Origin of the sequence: Modicisalibacter ilicicola DSM 19980 (genome assembly GCF_900128925.1) — a bacterium.
GTDB classification, from domain to species: domain Bacteria; phylum Pseudomonadota; class Gammaproteobacteria; order Pseudomonadales; family Halomonadaceae; genus Modicisalibacter; species Modicisalibacter ilicicola.
The window spans coordinates 1-23,137 of sequence record NZ_FQUJ01000017.1 but is presented as its reverse complement, the minus strand read 5'-3'; the positions used below and the strand labels follow the sequence as shown (position 1 = coordinate 23,137).

The 23,137-nt window shown below is 61.4% G+C and carries 20 protein-coding genes and 1 rRNA gene; 17 read left to right on the top strand and 4 right to left on the bottom strand.

The features are described 5' to 3' along the window. Positions 1-19 precede the first annotated feature (19 nt). The 8 genes from lspA (at position 20) to BUA41_RS15930 (ending at position 8,592) form a co-directional block, all read left to right on the top strand. Positions 20-544 (top strand): signal peptidase II, encoded by a 525-nt coding sequence (lspA, locus tag BUA41_RS15965; RefSeq protein WP_072824754.1) that lies wholly within the window; start codon positions 20-22, stop codon positions 542-544. A gap of 24 nt (positions 545-568) precedes the next feature. After that, positions 569-1,015 carry an FKBP-type peptidyl-prolyl cis-trans isomerase gene (gene fkpB, locus BUA41_RS15960; RefSeq protein ID WP_072824677.1) on the top strand — a complete coding sequence of 149 codons (447 nt, stop codon included), beginning with the start codon at positions 569-571 and terminating at the stop codon, positions 1,013-1,015. 62 nt (positions 1,016-1,077) lie between these two features. Beyond that, a complete protein-coding gene (gene ispH, locus BUA41_RS15955; protein WP_072824675.1) occupies positions 1,078-2,031 on the top strand; it encodes a 4-hydroxy-3-methylbut-2-enyl diphosphate reductase in 954 nt (317 codons plus the stop codon). Between the two features lie 126 nt (positions 2,032-2,157). Beyond that, positions 2,158-2,616 (top strand): type IV pilus modification PilV family protein, encoded by a 459-nt coding sequence (locus tag BUA41_RS15950; protein WP_072824673.1) that lies wholly within the window; start codon positions 2,158-2,160, stop codon positions 2,614-2,616. Between the two features lie 29 nt (positions 2,617-2,645). Next, the gene (locus BUA41_RS15945; RefSeq protein ID WP_175546996.1) at positions 2,646-3,374 is read left to right on the top strand and encodes a PilW family protein; all 729 of its coding nucleotides are present in this window, start codon (positions 2,646-2,648) and stop codon (positions 3,372-3,374) included. A gap of 41 nt (positions 3,375-3,415) precedes the next feature. After that, a complete protein-coding gene (locus tag BUA41_RS15940; RefSeq protein ID WP_072824668.1) occupies positions 3,416-3,919 on the top strand; it encodes a pilus assembly PilX family protein in 504 nt (167 codons plus the stop codon). 4 nt (positions 3,920-3,923) lie between these two features. Continuing rightward, positions 3,924-8,180, top strand: a complete 4,257-nt coding sequence (locus BUA41_RS15935) for a pilus assembly protein (RefSeq protein ID WP_175546995.1) — start codon at positions 3,924-3,926, stop codon at positions 8,178-8,180. Position 8,181: 1 nt separating this feature from the next. Continuing rightward, the gene (locus tag BUA41_RS15930; RefSeq protein WP_072824664.1) at positions 8,182-8,592 is read left to right on the top strand and encodes a type IV pilin protein; all 411 of its coding nucleotides are present in this window, start codon (positions 8,182-8,184) and stop codon (positions 8,590-8,592) included. A 325-nt stretch (positions 8,593-8,917) separates the two neighbouring features. On the opposite strand, the gene BUA41_RS15925 is transcribed toward BUA41_RS15930, so the two are convergent. Next, positions 8,918-9,409: a GspH/FimT family pseudopilin gene (locus BUA41_RS15925; protein WP_072824662.1), complete on the bottom strand. Its 492-nt coding sequence runs from the start codon at positions 9,407-9,409 to the stop codon at positions 8,918-8,920. A 95-nt stretch (positions 9,410-9,504) separates the two neighbouring features. Beyond that, positions 9,505-9,765, bottom strand: a complete 261-nt coding sequence (locus tag BUA41_RS15920; RefSeq protein WP_072824661.1) for a PP0621 family protein — start codon at positions 9,763-9,765, stop codon at positions 9,505-9,507. Positions 9,766-9,888: 123 nt separating this feature from the next. On the opposite strand from BUA41_RS15920, the gene BUA41_RS15915 reads away from it, so the two are divergent. Beyond that, complete coding sequence (locus tag BUA41_RS15915; protein ID WP_072824659.1) at positions 9,889-11,520, top strand: NAD+ synthase; 1,632 nt, start codon at positions 9,889-9,891, stop codon at positions 11,518-11,520. A gap of 60 nt (positions 11,521-11,580) precedes the next feature. Here the strand turns inward: BUA41_RS15915 and BUA41_RS15910 are convergent, their stop codons facing one another. After that, positions 11,581-12,378, bottom strand: a complete 798-nt coding sequence (locus BUA41_RS15910) for an outer membrane protein assembly factor BamD (RefSeq protein ID WP_084671714.1) — start codon at positions 12,376-12,378, stop codon at positions 11,581-11,583. 110 nt (positions 12,379-12,488) lie between these two features. Here BUA41_RS15910 and rluD point away from each other — a divergent pair, with 110 nt between their 5' ends. From rluD to ilvN, 5 genes are all read left to right on the top strand, one after another. Then, positions 12,489-13,448, top strand: coding sequence for a 23S rRNA pseudouridine(1911/1915/1917) synthase RluD (rluD, locus tag BUA41_RS15905; RefSeq protein WP_072824655.1), 960 nt, complete (start codon positions 12,489-12,491; stop codon positions 13,446-13,448). Then, a complete protein-coding gene (gene pgeF, locus BUA41_RS15900; protein WP_072824653.1) occupies positions 13,445-14,200 on the top strand; it encodes a peptidoglycan editing factor PgeF in 756 nt (251 codons plus the stop codon). Before rluD ends, pgeF begins: the two co-directional genes overlap by 4 nt. A gap of 163 nt (positions 14,201-14,363) precedes the next feature. After that, a complete protein-coding gene (clpB, locus tag BUA41_RS15895) occupies positions 14,364-16,949 on the top strand; it encodes an ATP-dependent chaperone ClpB (RefSeq protein ID WP_072824651.1) in 2,586 nt (861 codons plus the stop codon). Between the two features lie 448 nt (positions 16,950-17,397). Next, positions 17,398-19,122 carry an acetolactate synthase 3 large subunit gene (locus BUA41_RS15890; protein ID WP_072824649.1) on the top strand — a complete coding sequence of 575 codons (1,725 nt, stop codon included), beginning with the start codon at positions 17,398-17,400 and terminating at the stop codon, positions 19,120-19,122. Further along, the gene (ilvN, locus tag BUA41_RS15885) at positions 19,122-19,613 is read left to right on the top strand and encodes an acetolactate synthase small subunit (RefSeq protein ID WP_072824647.1); all 492 of its coding nucleotides are present in this window, start codon (positions 19,122-19,124) and stop codon (positions 19,611-19,613) included. The genes BUA41_RS15890 and ilvN overlap by 1 nt, the downstream gene beginning before the upstream one ends. A 65-nt stretch (positions 19,614-19,678) precedes the next feature. Here the strand turns inward: ilvN and ilvY are convergent, their stop codons facing one another. After that, complete coding sequence (gene ilvY / locus BUA41_RS15880; protein WP_072824645.1) at positions 19,679-20,560, bottom strand: HTH-type transcriptional activator IlvY; 882 nt, start codon at positions 20,558-20,560, stop codon at positions 19,679-19,681. Between the two features lie 165 nt (positions 20,561-20,725). Here ilvY and ilvC point away from each other — a divergent pair, with 165 nt between their 5' ends. The 3 genes from ilvC to BUA41_RS15865 all read left to right on the top strand — a co-directional run. Next, complete coding sequence (ilvC, locus tag BUA41_RS15875; protein WP_072824643.1) at positions 20,726-21,742, top strand: ketol-acid reductoisomerase; 1,017 nt, start codon at positions 20,726-20,728, stop codon at positions 21,740-21,742. 159 nt (positions 21,743-21,901) lie between these two features. Continuing rightward, entirely contained in the window at positions 21,902-22,741 is an 840-nt protein-coding gene (pssA, locus tag BUA41_RS15870; protein ID WP_072824641.1) for a CDP-diacylglycerol--serine O-phosphatidyltransferase, read from the top strand. A gap of 248 nt (positions 22,742-22,989) precedes the next feature. Next, positions 22,990-23,137: ribosomal RNA gene (locus BUA41_RS15865) — 16S ribosomal RNA — on the top strand; the annotation flags it as partial.

The window sequence follows — 23,137 nt, the reverse complement described above, 5'->3', positions numbered from 1 at the left end:
GCGTGCCGGGGTCGACGCGATGGCCGCACCTACGCAAGCGAGACCCATGGCCAGGCCGCTGCGCTGGTTGTGGCTGTCGGTGCTGGTCGTGATGCTGGACCTGGGGTCCAAGGCGTTGGCCAGCAGCATGCTCTACTATGCCCAGCCCGTGGAGTTGCTGCCGGTATTCAACCTGACCCTGCTGCACAATACCGGCGCCGCCTTCAGCTTCCTGGCCACGCACGATGGCTGGCAACGTTGGCTGTTTGCACTGATTGCCATCGGTGCGACGATTGGATTGACCGTCTGGCTGACGCGCCTCAAGGCGAACGAGACACTGACGGCAGTCTCCCTGGCCCTGATCATCGGCGGGGCGCTGGGCAATCTCTATGATCGCCTGGTACATGGCTATGTGGTGGATTTCCTCTCCTTTCACTGGCAGGACCACTATTTCCCAGCCTTCAATCTTGCGGATACCGCCATCACCCTGGGGGCCATCGGGTTGATTCTCCAGTCGTTGCGCGAGGCCCGCCATGAGCGTCGCCGGAAGAGTTCCGAACACTGACTTTCGAACAGGACATTCAACGATATGAGCGAATACCGCATCGGCGAGGGCATGGAGGTGACGCTGCATTTCACCCTCAAGCTCGAGGACGGCACCGTGGTCGACTCCACCCGAGACAAGCAGCCGGCGACCTTCCAGATGGGTGATGGCAACCTGCCGCCGGGATTCGAGTCGCCGCTGACGGGTCTCACCGATGGCGACAGCGGCAGCTATACCATTGCCCCGGAACATGCCTTCGGCCAGCACAATCCTCAGAACGTGCAACGCATCCCGCGAGACAGCTTCGAGGGAACCGAGATCGAGGAGGGGCTGGTGATGTCCTTCGCCGATGCGGCCGGCGGCGAGGTGCCCGGCGTCATCGCCGAGATCGACGACAAGCATGTGGAAGTGGACTTCAATCATCCCCTGGCGGGGCGTACCCTGACCTTCGAGGTGGAGGTGATCGAGGTCCGACCATCAACCACTCACTAGTCAACGTTATTTCCTTTCATTGACACCGCCACGATACCCGAACGTATCAAGCGAGGCTCACCATGCAGATCAAGCTGGCCAATCCCCGGGGCTTCTGCGCCGGCGTCGACCGTGCCATCGAAATCGTCAATCGCGCCCTGGATGTGCTGGGACCGCCGATCTACGTGCGCCACGAGGTCGTTCACAACCGCTTCGTGGTGGATACCCTGCGCGAGCGCGGGGCGATCTTCGTCGAGGAACTCGACGAAGTGCCCGACGAGGCGACGGTGATCTTCTCCGCCCACGGGGTATCGCGCGCCGTGCAGCAGGAGGCGGAACGCCGCGGGCTCAAGGTGTTCGATGCCACCTGCCCGCTGGTGACCAAGGTGCACATGGAGGTGTTGCGCTACGCCAAGCGCGGCCAGGAGTGCATCCTCATCGGCCACGCCGGCCATCCCGAGGTGGAAGGCACCATGGGCCGTTACGACAGCTCCCATGGTGGCGCCATCTACCTGGTCGAGGACGAGGCCGATGTTCGGGCTCTCGAGGTGAACGACCCCGAGGCACTGGCCTTCGTCACCCAGACGACCCTTTCCATGGACGATACCGCTCGGGTCATCGACGCCCTGCGCGCAAAGTTTCCGAGCATCGACGGGCCTCGCAAGGACGACATCTGCTACGCCACCCAGAACCGCCAGGACGCCGTGCGTCAGCTGGCGGCCGAAAGCGACCTGGTGCTGGTGGTGGGTAGCGTCAACAGCTCCAACTCCAACCGCCTGCGCGAGTTGGCCGAACGGATGGGAACCGTTGCCAAGCTGATCGATGACGCCAGCCTGATCGACGAGGCCTGGCTGCGTGACGCCGAGCGCATCGGCATCACGGCCGGGGCAAGCGCTCCCGAGGTGCTGGTCAACGGCGTGATCGAGCGCCTGCGCGAACTGGGCGCCGAGGTACCCGAGGAGCTGGAAGGCCGTGAAGAGACCATCACCTTTTCGATGCCCAAGGAGTTGAGGGAGCAGGTCATCGCCAGCGGGTGAGAAAAACCGTTTTCATTAAGTTGAAAAGTCGGGCTTTTGCCCGACTTTTTTATGTTTTGAAATGATGAGATGCTTGTAGAATCGATACAGGATGATACAAAAATGTAACTAGCGTGGGGTAAGGCCGTGCGTCAGACGGGGGTTTCACTGATCGAATCCTTGATCGCTCTCTTGCTCATCAGCATCGCGCTGCTCGGCGTGGCAGGCCTGCAATTGACGAGCCTGCAGGACGCCCGGGATGCGCGCTGGCGCGTGGAGGCCATCTCGCTTGCCAACGGTATGCTCGAGCTGATGCGGACCGATGCCGATGAGGCGGCGGCCTTCACGCTACCGTTGGATGCTGCATCGCCCGCCTGCGGTCCCTCCGAGCCAGGCGCGTGCCTCCGGGATGCCTGGCTCGCGGATGTAGCCCAGACGCTGCCCAATGCGGTGGCTACCGTCAGTGTCGCCCAGGTGAACGATGTCGATCGGGTGGCCATCTCGTTGCGCTGGAGGCAGCAACCCCCTGACGCAGCGAACCCTCTACCTGCCTGCGGCGCAGACGCGGCATCGGGTGGCTGCGTCATGCTGGATACTCGCCTATGAAACTCTCGACTCTTGCTCAAAAGGGGCGCTTGGCCCGGCAACGCGGTGTGGGGCTCATCGAGTTGATGATCTCCATCGCCATTGGCCTGATTCTGGTGGTACTGGTGAGCAGTTATTACCTGTCGAGTCGCCAGAGCTATCAATCCACCGTCGTTTCCAGCGAAGTCACCGACAGCCAACGCTATGCCGTGCGGCTGATCACGAAGCAACTGCTGCTGGCCGGCTACAGAGACTACTGGTTCAGCCAGACCGAATTCCTGGCGCTCCCGGCGAACGGATCCGCGCCTGCATTCGCGGACGGACAGATAGTGGCCAGCAAAGCCGGGTCGGACGACATCTGGATCCGCTTTCGGCCGGCTGCCTTGCAGAATCAGGAAATCATCGGCTGCAACAATCAAGCGATTACCGAGGACATCGATAAAATCGTCGTGGTGCAGCTCGGCGTCGATGACGATCAAGAACTCTTCTGTCAGCGTATCGATAACGGGGGCGCTAAGGTACCGCTGCTCGATGGTGTCGAGGCGATCGCCTTCGAATACCTGGACGATTCCGGCACCTTTCAGCCCGCCGCTGCGGTAATGAACTGGGCATCCGTTCGCGCCGTGCGTCTCAACCTGATCCTGCGCTCCGCCTCCCTGACCTTCGACACTCCCACGCCCCAGAGCTTCGACTGGCCGAACGTGGCTGGGAATCTCGCGTTCAACGACAACCGGATGCGCGCTCGGGTAGCCCGGGTGGTGGCGCTTCGTAACCTGTGAGGCATCCAATGAAAAGAGACGTAACGCGGAGACAATCCGGCATGGCATTGCTGGTGACGCTGATCCTGGTGGCGCTCATGGCGCTACTCGCCTTTGCCGGCAGTGACACGATCCGCCTGCAGCAGCGACTGGCAACCAACGACCACGTCGGCCAGATCGCCTTCCAGGCGGCGGAGGCAGCGATCAGCGAGGCCTTTAATACCTTCAATCAGGCACCTCATCGCATCAACTTCTGCAATGGGGTTGCCGAGCGTTACGACATCGACACTACCATTGCCCTGGATAATGACGACTTCAGAGGCGTGGCGAACTGGACAGATGTTCCGCTTGCCCTGAGCGGGATCAATCTCGCTCGAAGTCCCCGCTATGTCATCGCCTGTGTCGATAAGAGTGCGATACCAGATTATAACCTGCTCGAGGATCTCACGGTGGGGACCGAAGAAAAACAGCCTGAGTACAAGTTCTTTCGAGTATACGCGCAAGGGTTTGGGCCCCAGGGTCGCATTTCCCGAACGATCGAGGCTCATTATGTATTCGAGGAATAAGAAGATGAACCACCCAGGGCGCTGGAACAGTTTTTTATTGGCCGTGGTCTCGCTGTCATTTCTTCCTGTTCTGTCGGCGGGTATCGTCTGGAGCGATGGTTATTCACTGGCTTTTGGCAGCACGGATTACCACTCCGATGTACCCTACAGGATACCGCCGAACGCCAAGGCGAATGTCGATCCGAGAAGCATGATCGTGATGTCCCGAGATCATCAGTTGTTCTTCAAGGCCTACACGGATTGGAGCGATATCGACAACGACGGCATCATCGACGATACCTACAAGAGCTCTATCAACTACTATGGCTACTTCGACAGCCAGTCCTGTTATGAGTATAGCGATGCTCTCGAAAATGGCGCCTTCAAGAGAGTGAAGGCAACAAACGACGACTATACCTGTCCCGGGAACAAGCACTGGAGTGGCAATTTTCTGAACTGGGTCTCCATGACGCGCATGGATATCCTGCGCAAGGTGCTCTATGGCGGCAAGCGTCTGCGTGATACGGTTGCGGATACCACCATTCTGGAAAGGGCCTACCTACCCTACGATGCACACTCTTTCGTCAAGGTGGTCAGTGATCAAAATATACTGAACAAGAACACTCCCTTGAATGGAGAAAGCTCTTTCTCTTTCTGCAATACCACCGGTTATACCGGGAATAAACAATCGAAGGATATCGATAAGCCGCCTCTATTGCGCGTGGCGGAAGGCAAGTGGGATAACTGGGCCTCCAACGAGCGGTGGCAGTGCCTGTGGAAGAATGAAAGGAGACAGGGCGAACAGGGAAAGCGCCCGGAAGAGGATGACGGTGATGAATATCGAGTAAGAATCGAGGTATGCACGGAGGCGGTCACCAGCACCGATGAATGCACACTCTATTCAGGTTCTGTTTACCCAAAGCCCACAGGCCTTTTGCACGAGTTCGCCGATGGGGTCGATTTCGGGCTTTTCTCCGGATCCTATGAAAAGAATCTGAGTGGTGGCGTATTACGTGCGAATACGAAGAAGTTTAGCGAAGAGTTCGATGCCGGTAGCGGGGTCTTCATATCTGATTTTACGGGTATCGTCAGCAATATAAATGCCTTCCGTGTTTCGCGCTACAGTTATAGCGATGGCACCTACAATAGTACCGACGACTGCAGATGGGAAAAGAAGCTCTCCGAGCTGGATAATGGAGAATGCTCCAGCTGGGGCAACCCGTTGGCGGAAATGACCCAGGAAGCACTACGCTACCTGGCTGGTAAATCACCGAATGAAGACTTTCAGGTCAGAACAGAATCGACTAGTGAGGACAAGGTAGAAACCGGCTATGTCAAAGGTCTTACTTCGCCTTCCTGGAATAATGACGTAGGTGCTGATTGGTGTGCCGCCCAATCCATGGTCATCATCAATTCCAGTGAAGCCTCCTTCGATGCGGACGAGCTGGGTAGCGATCTGATCAGCGGGAGTGACATTGCCGAATGGACGAACCGCGTTGCCCAGCAAGAGAATCTATCAGGCAAGTATTTCGTTGGTGAAAATGGGACTGACACTGATAGGCTCTGTAGTGCCAAGAATGTCAGCGATTCCAATTTTGATGACTTGCAGGGACTTTGCCCGGCATCGCCGGGATTGAAAGGCAGTTACAATATCGCTGGACTTGCTCATTATGCTTTCAAAAATCCCATCGTCAAAAACCCGGAAGATGACAGTCAAGGGAATACCATCAGTACCTATGCTGTACGCCTGAGTGCCAATACACCGGTCATCGATCTGGGAGCGGTGAAGATCGTGCCTGCCTGCGAGAATAAAGATAGCGGTGGGCGCTGTGCTATCGTGGATTTTCGCCCGATTACCATCGGTTCGGAATCGGGAAGTTTCGATATTACCTGGGAAGACTCAGAGTTCGGCGGGGATTACGACTCGGATCTCGAGATGCGTTTCAGCTACGAACTCGATACCCGCAAGAATGAGCTGACGATCACTACCGATGTCGTTCATGAATCGGCGAGTGCAAGGATGGGGGTTGGCTATGTGCTGAGCGGTACCGATGCTCGCTTCGAAGATCCCAAAGACCCCGGTAGCAAGACCACCACCACTTATAGCAGTGGTTTCATCGCGCATTCCGGTATCGAGGGTTACGACGGTTCTCTCTGCGACAAGTGTGAAGTGAGCGATAAGCCTAGTACTCAGCGTTACCGGATCGCCGCGGGGGGCAGTGCATCAGAGCTCAAGCCGCCGCTTTATTACGCTGCCAAGTATGGCAATATTTCGGATAAGGACTCATCTGGAGCCTACTTCGAGGTCAACCAGGTCGATCAGCTGGTCGGGGCCTTGCGTAGCGTGTTCACCCAGGTACAGAACAGCGGCAAGAGGACCGGGTCGGGGCTTGGCTTCAGTGCCAGCGGCAATGATCGGGTATTCCAGACGCTATATGACAACACCGAAGGTTGGGTGGGTGATCTCCTTGCCTTCGATACGGACGCGGAGGGTATCGGTGATCTGCTTTGGAATGCCCAGGACCAATTGCCCGTCGCGTCCGCACGCAGGATCATCACGTTCGACGCTGGAAATGGTGTTTCACTTGGCTCGAGTGGGCTGCCTGGCGAGGTGATGAGTCATCTGCGCAATGCGCCTCTGGGCGACATGATCGGCTCGCGACCCTTCGTCGTCGGCAAACCCAATAGCTACTACGTGCCCACCGGGCCGACCGATACCTCTTACTCCGACTTCAAGGCCGCAATGAAAGACCGCCCCCCGATGGTCTATGTTGGCGCCAACGACGGCATGCTGCATGCCTTCGATGCCCAAACCGGTGAGGAGAGGCTGGCCTACATTCCTGGCATGTTGAAGGGTTATGTAGAGGAATTGATGGATCCGAACTATATCCATCGTTTTTACGTTGACGGTAGCCCGACCGCGCTGGATGTGCTCGTCAATGGCGACTGGCGCACCGTGCTGGCGAGCGGTCTGGGTCATGGCGGGCGCGGCTTGTTCGCCCTGGATGTTACCCAGCCGGAACTGTTCAGTGGAACCAGTGCGGATGACATCGCCTTGTTTGAGTACACCCCCTCCACGGAGCAGGGCCTGTTCGGTGCAGCAGTATCGGAGCATCATCTTGGCCATATCTACGGCAACCCGAGTCTGGCACAGCTGGAAAATGGCAAACATGCGGTGATCTTCGGTAACGGTTACTACAGCGCTTCAGGTAGAGCCGTGCTCTACATCGTGATGCTAGATGGGGCTAGTGATGGAACGATCGAGGTGGGCGATGTCACCCGCCTGGTGGCGCCGGAAACGAGCGGTGCCAACGGCCTTTCGACAGTGTCTCTGATCGATTTCGATGGCAACGGGCGGGTCGATACCGCCTATGGTGGCGATCTGCAAGGCAACCTCTGGCGTTTCGCACTCTCGGATAACTTGTCCATCAGCGCTCAGCCCAAGCTTCTCTTCTCTGCAGCAAAGGGTGGAATGAACCAGGTCATCACCACCGCCGTCGAGGTGGCTCGTCACCCCCAAGGTGGGACGATGGTCTTCTTCGGTACCGGCAGCCGCCCTGAATTGCCAGTCGTGGGCGCTGAGCCTCGCAGTGCGATGGGCTCCTTCTACGCCGTTCGCGACAAGACCACGGTGGTTTCGATGAGCCTGAACCCGTTGGGCCGGGCCGATCTGGCCGAGCGCAAGTTCCAAACCGGTACGGGGGATTTACGCCTCTTCGAAGAGATCGCGGAAGGCACCGATGCCGGTGATGGATGGTTCATCGACTTCCCCGGTGAGGAGCGGGTGGTCAACGACTCCTTGCTCTATCGTGATCGTGTTCTGATAACGACCCTGATTCCGGGAAATGGGACCTGTGGTGCCGAGAATGGCGGGTTCTTCTACCAGATATCGGCCGTCGAGGGGAGGGCGATTATCAAGCCAGTCCTGGATGCCAACAACGACGGTGCAGTGGATGGCCAGGACCAGACCAATGGTGAAACCCCCGTGGGGATACGCACCGATGGCGCCCTGTTTACTCCTGTTATCGACAACCATCAGAAAGGTGATGATGGCGATAGTGGTGGTGATAATGGTTCTGGTGACGGCTCCAGTGACGGTCCTGGCGACGGCGATGGAAGTGGCGGCGACTCTGGCGGCTCTGGCTCTGGCAGTGGCGACGACTGTGGTGATAAAGACACTATCTTGACGGTCAATGACCAGGGCGAGCAAGGGGTGCTCGGTGGCGAGTGCAATAGTTCACCCGCTCTGGGGCGTGTGGCCTGGCGAGAACTGGAGAACTGACATGCGCAGGCAAAAAGGCTTTACGCTGATGGAGATGATGATCACGGTGGCGATCGTGGGAATCCTGGCGGCGATCGCTGTGCCGTCCTACCAGCGCTACACGGAGCGGGCCAACCGCACCGAGGCCCAGGCGCTGATGAACGAGTTCGCCCAGCGCCTGGAACGGCGCTACAGCCAGACCTTCAGTTACGGTGCGGACGGTAACGGTTACACGCCTGCCAATCTTAATCTGCCCATGGATCAGAACGCTGCGCCGCGCTATCAGTTCGCGATCGATATCACCAATGGGGGGAACAGCTTCGTGATCCGGGCCTTGCCCGATGCGGGCCAGGCCGGTGATGGTTGCGGTGCGCTGTCGCTGGATCAGAATGGTGCGCGCTTGCCTGTCACCCAAGGGTGCTGGGGCTCCTGAGAGGGTGTTTACAAAATGCCTGCACTCGACAATACAGCGTTGAAATTGACCTCAAAATGCTCATTTACTCCGTGTAAACTGCGCTTTTTCGTTCAATTTCGCCTTGTCTTGCCTTCGTTCGCCTGTTTTGTAAACACCCTCTGAGGAATCACTGTACAAATGCCTGCACGGATGAATTACTGCGTTGCGCGGTACTCAAAGACTCGCCTCACTCCACGTCATGTCTCGTCTTTTGTGTTCCGTGCGCCTTGTCCTTCATTCCGCTCGGCTATTGATTCAGCGATTCCCTGAGTGGGGCTGATGAGGTACTCACAAGGACGCCGGTCTAAAGGCGGCGTACCCGCCCCTGAGCGATGACGATCCGTCGATCCTGACCCGCGAGCTGAGGATGACTTATCGTGTAGGTTCCCCAGTTGGTGGTGAAGCCATCAGCTTCGTAGCTTAGACCAGTAGCGGGGTTGTTAGTGTTGACAACAGCCCCGTTATTGGGTGCATCGAACAGGCGAATGACGGTTTCTCCGGCCTGAAGCACGCTATCCTCGTTGGCATCCTCGAAGATCATCAGTGCCCCTTGCCAGTTGGCATTGCAGCCGTTGGCCGGGTCGCCCGGGCATAGCCGTACGGTGGCCCTGCGTTCCGCCGCCTCGGCGCGAGTGACGGTGATTGCCTGCCACAACCGGTCGGCCTGGCGATCCAGTTCGTTGCCTGCCATCAGGTTCCTGAAATTCGGCACGGCCCAGGTCGATAGTATGGCGATCACCGCGACCACCACCATCACCTCGATCAGCGTAAATCCCTTCTGTGTCGATGCGTTCATACCAGCGATACCCGTCTTTGAATCTTGGTTATTCGAATGGCTTTCTATCAATATCGGGCAGGCTGGACAAAACGTGAGGGTCGTGGCAGGGAGCGTCAGTCTTCAGGGGGGCGTTGCTGCTCGAGAAACTTGTCGCGATGCTCGTGGCTGCAGAACCACCGATCGCCCTGGCGCAGGGCTTCGTCCTCGGGCAGGTGCACGCGGCACTGGCTGCAACGCACCATCCGGGCATCATCGAGGTGCCGAGGCTGATCGGCGCCGTGCTCCAGCTTCCATTCCCGGTACATGCGATACAGCTTGAGACCCGCCCAGAACAGCACGGCGAAAATGATCAGGCGTATGATCAACAGATTCATCCTCTGACTCCCTTGATGGCCGGCAGGCGCTTTGCCTCAGCGCAGACCTTGCGGGACAATGCGTGTAAGAGCGCTAGTGTAAAGCCCCTATCCGTTCCAGCCAATTCGAGGAAGCGATTCCCCATGCAAGACCTGACGCTGGTCATGGCCCAACTGGACCCTCTGGTGGGCGATATTCCCGGCAACGCCGAGCTTGCCGTCGAGACGGTGCGCGAGGCCTGCATCGAGCACAAGGCGGATGTCGTCGTGCTGCCCGAGCTGTTTCTTACCGGCTATCCGCCCGAGGATCTGCTGCTGCGCCCCTCCATGGAGGCGCGGCTGGAAGAGGCGCGGGCACGCATGGCCAAGAGGATGGCCCGCGACGTGATGGTGATCGTCGGCTATCCCGGATGGCGCGAAAACGGTTACTACAACCTGGCCGGCGTGCTCTACAACGGCGAGTGGTTGGGCGAGTACGCCAAGCAGGCACTGCCCAACTATCTGGTCTTCGACGAGCACCGCTACTTCACGCCGGGCACGCGGCCCTTGGTGGTCGAGCATCGTGGCGCGCGTCTGGGCATTCTGGTGTGCGAGGACCTCTGGGAAGGCCAGCCGGTCCGCCAGGCCCGCGAGGCCGGCGCCGACATCCTGGTGACCCTGAATGCATCGCCTTTTCATCAGAACAAGCCGGCCGAGCGACTCTCGCTGTTTGCCGAACGGGCCCAGGCCGTTCGGCGCCCGCTGGTCTATGTCAACCAGATCGGTGGCCAGGACGATCTGGTGTTCGATGGTGGCTCCCTGGTGGTCAGTGCCGAGGGCGAGCTACGGGTGCGCGCCCCGCATTGGCAGGTGGGGTTGATGCCGGTGCGCTTCGTCCAGCGCGATGGAGGCTGGGAGCCCGAGGCGGGGGAGTGCGAGCCGCTGGGCGACGATGAGGACAACCTCTACTGCGCCCTGGTCACGGGGTTGCGCGACTACGTCAACAAGAGCGGTTTCCAGGGCGTGGTGCTGGGACTCTCCGGGGGCATCGACTCCGCCCTGTCGCTGGCCATTGCCGTGGATGCCCTGGGGCCGGAGCGGGTCCAGGCGGTGATGATGCCCTATCACTATACCGCCGACATCTCCCGGGAGGACGCCGCCGAGCAGGCGCGCCTGCTCGGGGTGCGCTACGAGGTGATGCCCATCGCGCCGATGGTCGAAGCGTTCACCGAGACCCTGGCCGAGAGCTTTGCCGGAACCGAGCGGGATACCACCGAGGAGAACCTGCAGTCGCGCTGTCGTGGCGTGCTGCTCATGGCGCTCTCCAACAAGAAGGGCCTGATGGTGCTGACCACCGGCAACAAGAGCGAGATGGCGGTCGGCTACGCCACGCTTTATGGCGACATGGTCGGGGGCTACAACGCCTTGAAGGATGTCTACAAGACCTGGGTCTATCGCCTGGCCAGGTGGCGCAATACCCAAGGCCTGGCGATTCCCGAGCGGGTCATCGCGCGCCCGCCTTCGGCGGAGCTGGCGCCGGACCAGCAGGATAGCGACTCCCTGCCGGGTTACGACGTGCTCGATGCGATTCTCGAGCGCTACATCGAGGGCGACATGAGTGCCGAGGCGATCATCGAGGCGGGGTTCGCTGCCGAGGATGTCTATCGGGTGGTGAAGCTGGTCGATCGCAGCGAATACAAGCGTCGTCAGGCGCCTCTCGGGGTGCGGGTCACGGTGCGCGGCTTCGGGCGCGATCGACGCTACCCGGTCGTCAACGGCTGGCAGCCGGGCGCCTGAGCCAAAAGGCGGCCTCGCCGACCGGCGAGGTCGCTTGGGGTCGTGCAATAAACGAAAGCGTCAGCCGTCGAGGCGAAGGGGCCGGGCATCGACGTACACCGGCTCGAAGGTGCGACCTTCCAGGCGCTGGTTGTCCGGGTCGTTCTCGATCAGGGTCGCCAGCACGTCACGGGCACGATCGCGCATGTCCATGCCGAGATAGCCTTCCACCATGACCGCCAGGGCGTCCCGGGTCGCGGTGGACTGCGGGTAGTGCTCGATGACCCAGCGGCCTCGCTCGATGGCCGCCACGTAGGCACCCTTGCGCAGATAGAAGTCGGCCACCTGCAGTTCGCTGCGGGCCAGCACGTTGCGCAGGTAGACGATGCGTTGGCGGGCATCGGCGGCGTAGGGGCTGTCGGGGTAGCGCCGTACCAGTTCGCCGAAATCGACGTAGGCGTCCCGGGAGGCCCCCAGGTCACGCTTGGAAATGTCGATCAGCTCCAGGCCCTCCAGGCTGAAACGCCCCGCCTGATAGGCGGCCAGGCCGCGCATGTAGTAGGCGTAATCGACCTGCGGATGATCCGGATGCAGGCGGATGAAGCGACTGGCGGCGGCCCGGGCGGCTTCCCAGTTGTCCACCTTGTAGTAGGCATAGATCAGTTCCAGCTGGGCCTGCTGTGCATAGCTGCCGAAGGGGAAACGGGTGTCCAGCGCCTCGAGCTGGGTGACGGCCGTACTGTAGCGTCCCGCGTCCAGCGATGTCTGAGCCTTTTGGTAAAGCTCCTGTTCCTGAAGATCGGGAGCGGCCTCGTTGCTGGCGCAGCCGGTCAGCAGGGCGGCGGCCAGCGATAGGGCGGCCAGGGAAATAGCGCGCATCGTCGTCCTCATGTCGGGCAATCCATGTCGGCCATGCTAGAATTGGCCAAATTCGGCTCACTATAAAGCAAAGCCCTGCACGGGCGAAACGCCACAGGCCCACGCACGCCATGTCAGAGACCATCGATCGCGACGAATCCATTCCCGAGGCCATGGTCGGCATGCGTCTCGACCAGGCCGCCGCGGAGCTGTTTCCCGATTTTTCCCGCGAGCGACTCAAGACCTGGATCAAGCAGGGTGCCTTGATCCTGGATGGCGCCCAGGCCAGGCCCAAGGACAAGATCTACGGGGGCGAACGCCTGACGCTGCACGCGGTGCTCGAGGAGGAGGCGCGCTGGGAGCCCCAGGCCATCGCCCTGGAGATCGTCTTCGAGGACGAGGATGTGCTGGTCATCGACAAGCCGCCGGGGCTGGTGGTGCACCCCGCCGCGGGCAACCCGGACGGTACCCTGCTCAATGCGGTGCTGCATCATTGCCCGGGGCTGGCCGCCATTCCCCGGGCCGGCATCGTGCATCGTCTCGACAAGGACACCAGCGGACTGATGGTCATCGCCAAGACCCTGGCGGCCCAGACCTCGCTGGTCGAACAGCTTCAGGCGCGCAGCGTGTCTCGCGAATACGACGCGGTGGTCATCGGCGTGATGACCGCCGGTGGCACGGTGGATGCGCCGATCGGACGCCATCCCAAGGATCGCAAGCGTCAGGCGGTCACCGCCTCGGGCAAGTCGGCGGTGACTCACTACCGGGTCGTCGAGCGCTTTCGCGGCCATACCCACGTGCGTTGCAAGCTGGAGACCGGGCGTACCCATCAGATTCGCGTGCACATGGCCTATCGGCGCTTCCCCCTGATCGGGGACGCCCTCTACAGTGGTCGCTTCAAGGTGCCTGCCGGGGCGTCCGATACCCTCAAGGAGATCCTGCGCGAATTTCCGCGCCAGGCACTGCACGCCCGCAAGCTGGCCTTCCTTCATCCGCGTCATGGCAAGTCGATGGAGTTCCGCGCCGACCTGCCGGACGACCTGTTGATGCTGCTCGACTACCTGAGGGTCGATTCGGAGGAGCGCACGTGAGCGACCAACCGACCCTGCTGCTACCCGACTGGCCGGCGCCGAGCACCGTCGGCGCCTTCATCACGACCCGGGAAACCGGGCCCAGCCAGGGGCCCTATGCGGCCTTCAACCCGGCGCTCCACGTCGGCGACGACCCGGCCACGGTCGCTCGTTGCCGCGATCTTCTGGCGACACAGATCGATGATGAACGCCCGCTGCTGTGGCTCGATCAGGTGCATGGCGCCAGCGTCGTTCAGGAGTACCGCCCGGAGTTCGCCGAAGCGCCGCCCCAGGGCGATGCCGCGGTGGCCTTCGACAAGGGGCATGCGTGCGTGATTCTCACCGCGGACTGCCTGCCGGTGTTCCTGTGCGACCGACAGGGCAGCCGCGTCGGGCTGGCTCACGCCGGATGGCGCAGCCTGGCCGGTGGGGTGCTCGAAGCCAGCGTCGCGGCACTGAGATGTGCCCCGGACGACTTGATGGCCTGGCTGGGCCCGGCCATCTCCAACGCCCAGTTCGAGGTGGGCAAGGAGGTCTTCGAGGCCTTCGTCGCGGTCCAGCCCGAAGCCGCCGGCGCCTTCGAGCCCAGCCCCTATCGTCTCGGGCACTACATGGGCGATCTGTATCGTCTGGCGCGGCTGCGCCTGGAACGCCTGGGCATATCCCACATAAGCGGCGGGCATTTCTGCACCGCCTGCGAACCGCGCTTCTATTCCCACCGCCGGGATGATGGCGTCACGGGGAGAATGGCCAGCGTGATCTGGCTCAGATGATCGAAATCGTGCGCCGCCCTCCAGATTGATCTCGATCAATTGCGCTGCTGCTTTCGCTACCCGCCGGCTTGAAAGCCTCCCAACATACCTCCATTGAATATGTCAACGTCAATAGAGGCCGCAGGGCGCGTCCGAACGTGCCCTGCCCCTTAGGAGGAATTCGATGCGAATCGACCGCATGACAAGCAAGTTGCAGAACGCACTGGCCGAGGCCCAGTCGCTGGCCGTGGGCCGAGGCCACAACCAGCTCGACCCGGGCCATCTGCTGGTCGCACTGCTCGATGCCCAGGATAGCGGTATCAAGGGGTTGGTGCAGAAGGCCGGGGGTGACATGGCGAAGCTGCGCGATGGTCTGGCCGACTACCTGGACAACCTGCCCGAGGTAGGGCAGTTCGACGGCAACGTCAACATGAGCCAGGACCTGGCACGGCTTTTCAATCTGGCCGACCGCGAGGCCCAGAAGCGTGGCGACCAGTACATCGCCAGCGAGCTGGTGCTGCTCGCGGCGCTGGAAATGAATCACGCCATCACCCGGGTGTTGACCCAGGCGGGCCTGACCAGGAAGGCGGTACTCGCCGCCATCGACAGCCTGCGCGGCGGTGCCAAGGTCGACGATGCCAATGCCGAGGAGAACCGCGAGGCGCTGGACAAGTACACCCTGGATCTTACCGCCCGGGCCACCGAGGGCAAGCTCGACCCGGTGATCGGTCGGGATGACGAGATCCGGCGCACGATTCAGGTGCTGCAGCGGCGCACCAAGAACAATCCGGTGCTGATCGGCGAGCCGGGGGTGGGCAAGACCGCCATCGTCGAGGGCCTGGCCCAGCGCATCATCAACGGTGAGGTGCCGGAAGGTCTCAAGGATAAGCGGGTGCTGGCGCTCGACATGGGGGCGCTGCTGGCCGGGGCGAAGTTCCGGGGCGAATTCGAGGAGCGCCTGAAGGCGGTGCTCAAGGAGCTGGCCCAGGAGGAGGGCCGGGTGATCCTGTTCATCGACGAGCTGCACACCATGGTCGGCGCCGGCAAGGCCGAGGGCGCGATGGATGCCGGGAACATGCTCAAGCCGGCCCTGGCCCGTGGTGAACTGCACTGTGTGGGCGCCACCACCCTGGACGAGTATCGCAAGTACATCGAGAAGGATGCCGCCCTGGAGCGGCGTTTCCAGAAGGTGCTGGTCGACGAGCCGACCGAGGAGGACACCGTTGCCATCCTGCGTGGCCTCAAGGAGCGCTACGAGGTGCACCATGGTGTCGACATCACCGACTCGGCGATCATCGCCGCCGCCAAGCTGTCGACCCGCTACATCACCGATCGCCAGCTGCCCGACAAGGCCATCGACCTGGTCGACGAGGCGGCCTCGCGCATTCGCATGGAGCTGGACTCCAAGCCCGAGGAGATGGATCGTCTCGACCGCCGGCTGATCCAGCTCAAGATGGAACGCGAGGCCCTCAAGAAAGAGACCGACGAGGCGTCGCGCAAGCGCCTGGAAGGGCTTGAGGGGCAGATCGCCGAACTCGAGCGCGAGTATGCCGATCTCGAGGAGGTCTGGAAGTCCGAGAAGGCCAGCATCCAGGGGGCGGCCCAGTTCAAGGCCGAACTCGAGCAGGCGCGCATCGATCTCGAGGCGGCGCGGCGCCAGGGCGACCTGGGGCGCATGTCCGAGCTGCAATACGGAGTCATCCCGACGCTGGAGAAGAAGATTGCCGAATCCGGCGAGGGGGAGGCGGCGGATACCTCCAAGCATGTGCTGCTGCGTTCCAATGTCACCGAGGAGGAGATCGCCGAGGTGGTGTCGCGCTGGACCGGCATCCCCGTCTCCAAGATGCTCGAAGGCGAACGCGACAAGCTGTTGCGCATGGAAGAGGCGCTGCACGAACGGGTCATCGGTCAGGACGAGGCGGTCAATGCCGTGGCCAACGCGGTACGTCGTTCCCGGGCAGGGCTGGCGGATCCCAATCGGCCCAACGGTTCCTTCCTGTTCCTCGGCCCGACCGGGGTGGGCAAGACCGAGCTGTGCAAGTCCCTGGCCAGCTTCCTCTTCGACACCGAGGAGGCCATGGTGCGCATCGACATGTCCGAGTTCATGGAGAAGCACTCCGTGGCGAGGCTGATCGGGGCACCTCCCGGCTATGTCGGCTACGAGGAGGGCGGCTACCTGACCGAGGCGGTGCGCCGCAAGCCCTATTCGGTGCTGCTGCTGGACGAGGTCGAGAAGGCCCATCCGGACGTCTTCAATATCCTGCTGCAGGTACTGGAGGATGGGCGGCTCACCGATGGCCAGGGCCGCACGGTGGATTTCCGCAATACGGTGATCGTCATGACCTCCAACATGGGCTCCGACATCATCCAGCGCCTGGGCGGCGACGATGCGGATTACGCCCTGATGCGAGAATCGGTCATGGAAGTGGTGGGCAATCACTTCCGCCCCGAACTGCTCAACCGCATCGATGAGGTGGTGGTGTTCCACGCCCTCGGTCAGGAGCAGATCCAGGCCATCGCCAGCATCCAGCTCGACCGCTTGCGTCAGCGGTTGGCGGAGCACGATCTCGGGCTCGAGGTCAGCGACGATGCCATGGCGCAGCTGGCGGTGGTGGGCTTCGATCCGGTGTTCGGTGCCCGGCCGCTCAAGCGTGCCATCCAGAGCCGCATCGAGAACCCGCTGGCCCAGGACCTGCTGGCCGGCCGTTTCTCCCCCGGCGATACCATTCGGGTGAGCACCGAGGGCGACCACCTGGTCTTCGACAAGTAACGCTTCCCGAGAAATCGGTAACCTTTCGGCCCGCCGTTCCGGCGGGCCTTTTCGTCGCACGCGACTTCGCGCCTTGCGTTTTCGCTCCCGATGCACTACCTCCCGGCGAGCCGGGTGGTTGACAGCTTCACCCGGCTAATGGAATCTTGACGGTTCCTGATCGTGGGCGTGGCAATATCGGGCGATCCCCGGGCGCTACGCGAAGGGTAGGTGCGAGACCTCTACCCGCCTTGCAAGGATTCCAGGTATGGGCCTACCGCCCGGCCTGGCCCAACCCCGACGCGGCGACCCGTCGCGATATAGAGTGCAGGCCCTATCCGGGCCGTATAACGCCAGGGTTTGGCATCAGGTGCCGGCGTGACCGGCAGCGGCGCATTGCCGCACTCGATTTTCGTCGTCCATTCGAGAGGGCGAAATGGCACTCGAGACCTCCAGGGGAGAAACAACAGTGGAATTGCTTTCCGGCGCCGATATGATCGCCCGCTTCCTGCAGGATGAGGGCGTTGAGTACATCTATGGGTATCCGGGGGGGGCCGCGCTGCATATCTACGACGCGCTGTTCCGCCAGGATATTGTCAAACACATTCTTGTCCGCCATGAGCAGGCCGCGACCCATGCCGCCGACGGTTATGCGCGGGCCTCCGGCAAGCCGGGCACGGTGCTGGTGACCTCCGGTCCCGGCGCGACCAATGCCGTGACAGGCATCGCCACCGCCTACATGGACTCGATCCCGATGGTGGTGCTGTGTGGTCAGGTGGCCAGCCACCTGATCGGCGAAGACGCCTTCCAGGAGACCGACATCATCGGGGTGACCCGTCCGATCGTGAAGCACAGCTTCTCGATCCGTCATCCCGCCGAGATACCGGCGGTGCTCAAGAAGGCCTACTACCTGGCTTCCTCGGGCCGCCCGGGGCCGGTCGTCGTGGACATCCCCAAGGACATGACCTCGCCCACCGAGCGCTACGAGTACGTCTACCCGAAGAAGGTCAAGATGCGCTCCTACAACCCGGTCACCCGGGGGCATTCCGGACAGATCAAGAAGGCCGTGGAGTTGATCCTCAAGGCGCGTCGTCCGGTGTTCTATACCGGCGGCGGGGTGGTGACCGGCCAGGCGTGCGAGGCATTGACCGATCTGGTGCGTCGCCTCGGCCACCCGATCACCACCACCCTGATGGGGATCGGCGCCTATCCGCAGAGCGATCGCCAATCCCTGGGCTGGTTGGGCATGCACGGTTCCTATGAATCCAACATGGCCATGCACCATGCCGACCTGATCATCGCCATCGGCGCGCGCTTCGACGATCGCGTGACCAACAGTACCTCGAAGTTCTGCCCCACGGCGAAGATCGTGCATGTGGACATCGACCCCAGTTCGATTTCCAAGACCGTGCGGGCCGATGTGCCGATCGTGGGGCCCGCCGGCAGCGTCATCAACGAGATGATCAGCCTGGTCCAGGGACGCGAACCGGGCAACCCGGAGGCGCTCGCCGAGTGGTGGGAAAAGATCGACGGCTGGCGAGAGGAGCGTCGTGGCAAGCTGTACGAACCCGCGGAGCCAGGCGAGCCGATCAAGCCCCAGCAGGTGATCGAGGAGATCTGCCGGATGACGCGCGGCGAGGCCTTCGTCACCACCGATGTCGGTCAGCACCAGATGTTCGCCGGTCAGTACTACAAGTTCGACAAGCCCAACCGTTTCATCACCTCCGGGGGGCTGGGTACCATGGGCTTCGGTTTCCCGGCGGCCATGGGCATCAAGCAGAGCTACCCGAACGACGACGTGATCTGCGTCACCGGGGAAGGCAGCTTCCAGATGATGATGCAGGAGCTGTCGACCTGTAAGCAGTACGGCATCGGCGTCAAGATCGTCAATCTCAACAACGGCTCGCTGGGCATGGTGCGCCAGTGGCAGGACCTGAACTACAAGTCGCGCCATGCCCACTCCTACATGGAGTCATTGCCGGACTTTCAGCAGTTGATCGAGGCCTACGGCTTCACCGCGCTCAGGGTGGAACGCTACGAGGACCTGGAGCCGGCGCTCGAGCGGACCTTCGCGAACAAGAACGAGCTGGTGTTCCTGGACGTCTATGTCGATCCGCGCGAACACGTCTATCCGATGCATGTGCCTCTCGGCTCCATGCGTGACATGCTGCTTTCGAAGACGGAGCGGACCTGATGCGCCATATCATTTCGATCCTGCTGGAAAACGAACCCGGTGCCCTGTCCCGGGTGGTCGGGCTATTCTCCCAGCGCAACTTCAACATCGAGTCGCTCAACGTGGCGCCGACGGAGGACGAAACCCTGTCGCGGCTGACCGTGACCACGATAGGCGACGACCGGATCATCGAGCAGATCACCAAGCAGCTCAACAAGTTGATCGACGTGGTCAAGCTGGTGGACCTGACCGAAGGCAACCACATCGAAAGGGAGCTGATGCTGGTCAAGGTCAAGGCTCTGGGTGCGCAGCGTGACGAGGTCAAGCGCACGGCGGACATCTTCCGAGCCCAGGTGGTCGATGTCACCCCCAGTGTCTACACTGTCCAGATTACCGGCGATGCCGGCAAGCTGGACGCCTTCGTCCAGGCCATGGCGCCGATCGGCATTCTGGAAGTCGCCCGTACCGGTGTGTCGGGCATCGCCCGCGGCGACAAGATGCTCAGCCTGTGAGCGTCTATTGGCACCCTCCAAGCCGCTCCCCGGAGCGGCTTTCTCTTGCCTGCTCTTGTGGCCGTTCAGTGAGCCTGACCCCATAACGCATGGATCAACGGATTCCTGAGCTTCCTTTCCGTGACGCATAACCCCACGTCGAAGGGCGACAGCGCGGGCTGTATGTCCAGCAGTCGCACGCGGTCGGCCAGGGGGCTGTTGTCGAGCACGATCTTGGGCACCACGCCGATGCCGAAACCCAGTCCGACCATGCTGACGATGGCTTCGTTGCCTCCCACCTGGGCATAGATGTGCGGCTTGATGCCCAGCGCGCCAAACCAGGCATCGGTGCGTTCCCGGGCCAGCCCCGTCTCGGAGAGGATCATCGGAGCCCGCGCCCATTCGCTCGCTTGAGGTGGAAAGGCCGTGGAAGGCACCCAGCCCGCCGGTTCGTCCGGGGCAATGAAGACCAGAGGCGATCGGGCGATGGGCTTGAAGGCGAGTTGCCGAGGCAGCGTTTCGGGGCGCGCCGTGATCGCTATGTCCTCATCGCCCCCGAGTACCCGGTGGATGGCGTCCGCCGGATCGCCGGTATGCAGCTTGAGTTCGATGCGCGGGTGGCGTAGACGAAATTCACTGAGCAGCTCGTAGAGGAAGCTGTAGCTGGCGGTGACCGAGCAGTAGATGCTGATCTCCCCTGCTAGTTCACCGGCTTCGCTCATCAGGGAGTGTCGCATCAGCTCCCACTGCTCCAGGGCATCCCGGGCATAGCGCTGGAATAAACGGCCTTCTCGGGTGAGATGGACGCTGCGGTTGTCTCGCACGAAAAGCCTGACGCCGAGGCTCGCCTCCAGTTGCTGGATCGTGCGGCTCAGGGTCGAGGGACTCACGTGACAGCTATCGCTGGCACGCCCGAAATGCAGGGTCTCGGCAAGGGCAAGAAAGTGTTTCAGGGGCCTGAAGTCCATGTGCGCATTTCATCTGGTGAATTATGGTGTTGCAAATATAGCGTTTTACGCAACGTCTCGCCTGGCGTATCTTGGCTGCCAACATGACGAATCGACAATGCTGCCCAGCACCTGTGGCCATCAAGGCCGTCACGACCACTCTCACCCTCAATGACGGAGTTCAACATGCGCGTTTATTACGATAAGGATTGTGACCTTTCCCTGATCCAGGCCAAGAAGGTCGCCATCGTCGGCTACGGCTCCCAGGGCCATGCACACGCCAACAACCTCAAGGAGTCCGGCGTGGACGTGACGGTGGCGCTGCGCAAGGGTTCCTCCTCCGCGGCCAAGGCCGAGGCCGCTGGCCTCCAGGTGGCTTCTGTGGCCGAGGCCAGCAAGGAAGCGGATGTGGTCATGGTGCTGGCGCCGGACGAAAACCAGAAGGCCATCTACGAGCGTGACATCGAGCCCAACCTCAAGCAGGGCGCGACCCTGGCCTTCGCCCACGGTTTCAATATCCACTACAACCAGATCATGCCTCGGGAAGACCTGGACGTGATCATGATTGCCCCCAAGGCGCCCGGCCACACCGTGCGTTCCGAGTTCGTCAGAGGGGGTGGCATTCCCGACCTGATTGCCATTCAGCAGGACGCCTCCAGCCAGGCCAAGGAGATCGCGCTCTCCTACGCGGCAGCCATTGGCGGCGGGCGCAGCGGCATCATCGAGACCACCTTCAAGGACGAGACCGAGACCGACCTCTTCGGCGAGCAGACCGTGCTGTGCGGCGGCGCCGTGGAGCTGGTCAAGGCCGGTTTCGAGACTCTGACGGAGGCCGGCTATGCCCCGGAGATGGCCTACTTCGAGTGCCTCCACGAGCTCAAGCTGATCGTCGACCTGATGTACGAGGGCGGCATCGCCAACATGAACTACTCCATCTCCAACAACGCGGAGTATGGCGAGTACGTGACCGGCCCCGAGGTGATCAACGAGCAGTCGCGCGAGGCGATGCGCAACGCCCTGAAGCGCATCCAGACCGGCGAGTACGCCAAGATGTTCATCCAGGAAGGCAACACCAACTATCCGTCGATGACCGCGCGTCGCCGCCTCAACGCCGAGCACGAGATCGAGCAGGTCGGCGCCAAGCTGCGCGGCATGATGCCGTGGATCGCCGCCAACCAGCTGGTCGACAAGAGCAAGAACTGATCGGCTCGATCGAAAACGGCAATGTCCAGCACGTCAAAGGCGCGGTTTTCCGCGCCTTTGACGTTTCGGCGCTGGCAATCGCCTCGGGTGTATGCCTATCGTTACCGATGACACGATGTAGAATGATGGCTCATGCCCTACGGCAATGGAACGAGGTCTATGACTCAACACCCCAATCAGGAAGAACCATCCTCGGCATCGACGACGCCCGGCTCCGAGTTCTCCGACTTCGCCCGGGAGACCGATATCGTCGAAGAGACGATCGAGGACGGCAAGAAAACCCGCCGACGTGGCATTTACCTGCTGCCCAACCTGTTTACCACCTCGGCCCTGTTTTCCGGCTTTTTTGCCGTCGTCGCCTCGATCAATGGCGATTTCGCTGCGGCGGCCATCGCCGTGTTCGTCTCGATGGTGCTTGACGGACTGGACGGTCGAGTTGCTCGACTGACCAACACCCAGAGCGAGTTCGGCGCCCAGTACGACAGCCTGGCCGACATGCTCTCCTTCGGAGTGGCTCCGGCCGTCGTGGCGTTTGCCTGGATACTGCAGGACATCGGCAAGATCGGATGGATCGCCGCCTTCGTCTATGTTGCCTGTTCGGCGCTTCGGTTGGCGCGTTTCAACGTGCAGATCGGCTCGGTCGACAAGAAGTGGTTCATCGGCCTGCCCAGCCCCTCCGCAGCTGCACTGGTAGCCGGCTGTGTCTGGGTCTTCCACAACTTCGATGCCGAAGCTTTTGGTTTCAAGGTGCTCATGACGCTGGTTGTGGCTGCTGCCGGTGTGTTGATGGTCAGCAATATCCGCTACTACAGCTTCAAGGATGTCGATGTGAAAGGGCCAGTGCCTTTCGTGACCCTGTTGATCATCGTGCTGGGTTTCGTGGTCATCTCGCTCGAGCCCTCGGTCATGCTGCTGACCCTTTTCGGCTGCTATGTGGCTTCGGGGCCAGTCATGGCGCTGATGCGCAAGATGCGTCGTGACAACAAGCCGGCAGGATGAATTTTTTCACCGCGGGGGCTTGTCAGCGTCCGCCGAGATCCGTAAAGTACGCATCCGCTGGCGCCGACGAGGACACGCTTCCCAGGCCCCGCATCGCTCTTTAACAATCGATCAGGTAATTCATGTGGGCGCTTGTCGGCGAGGGGTGACGCAGTCACCTAACTCGAGGCAAGCGACGCGTCAAGCACGTTTGACCTTGGACCAGTTTGGTCCGCTGCCTGTATTGCAGGACAAGGACTATCAGACTTTAACTGAAGAGTTTGATCATGGCTCAGATTGAACGCTGGCGGCAGGCTTAACACATGCAAGTCGAGCGGCAGCACGGGGAGCTTGCTCCCTGGTGGCGAGCGGCGGACGGGTGAGTAATGCATAGGAATCTGCCCGGTAGTGGGGGAT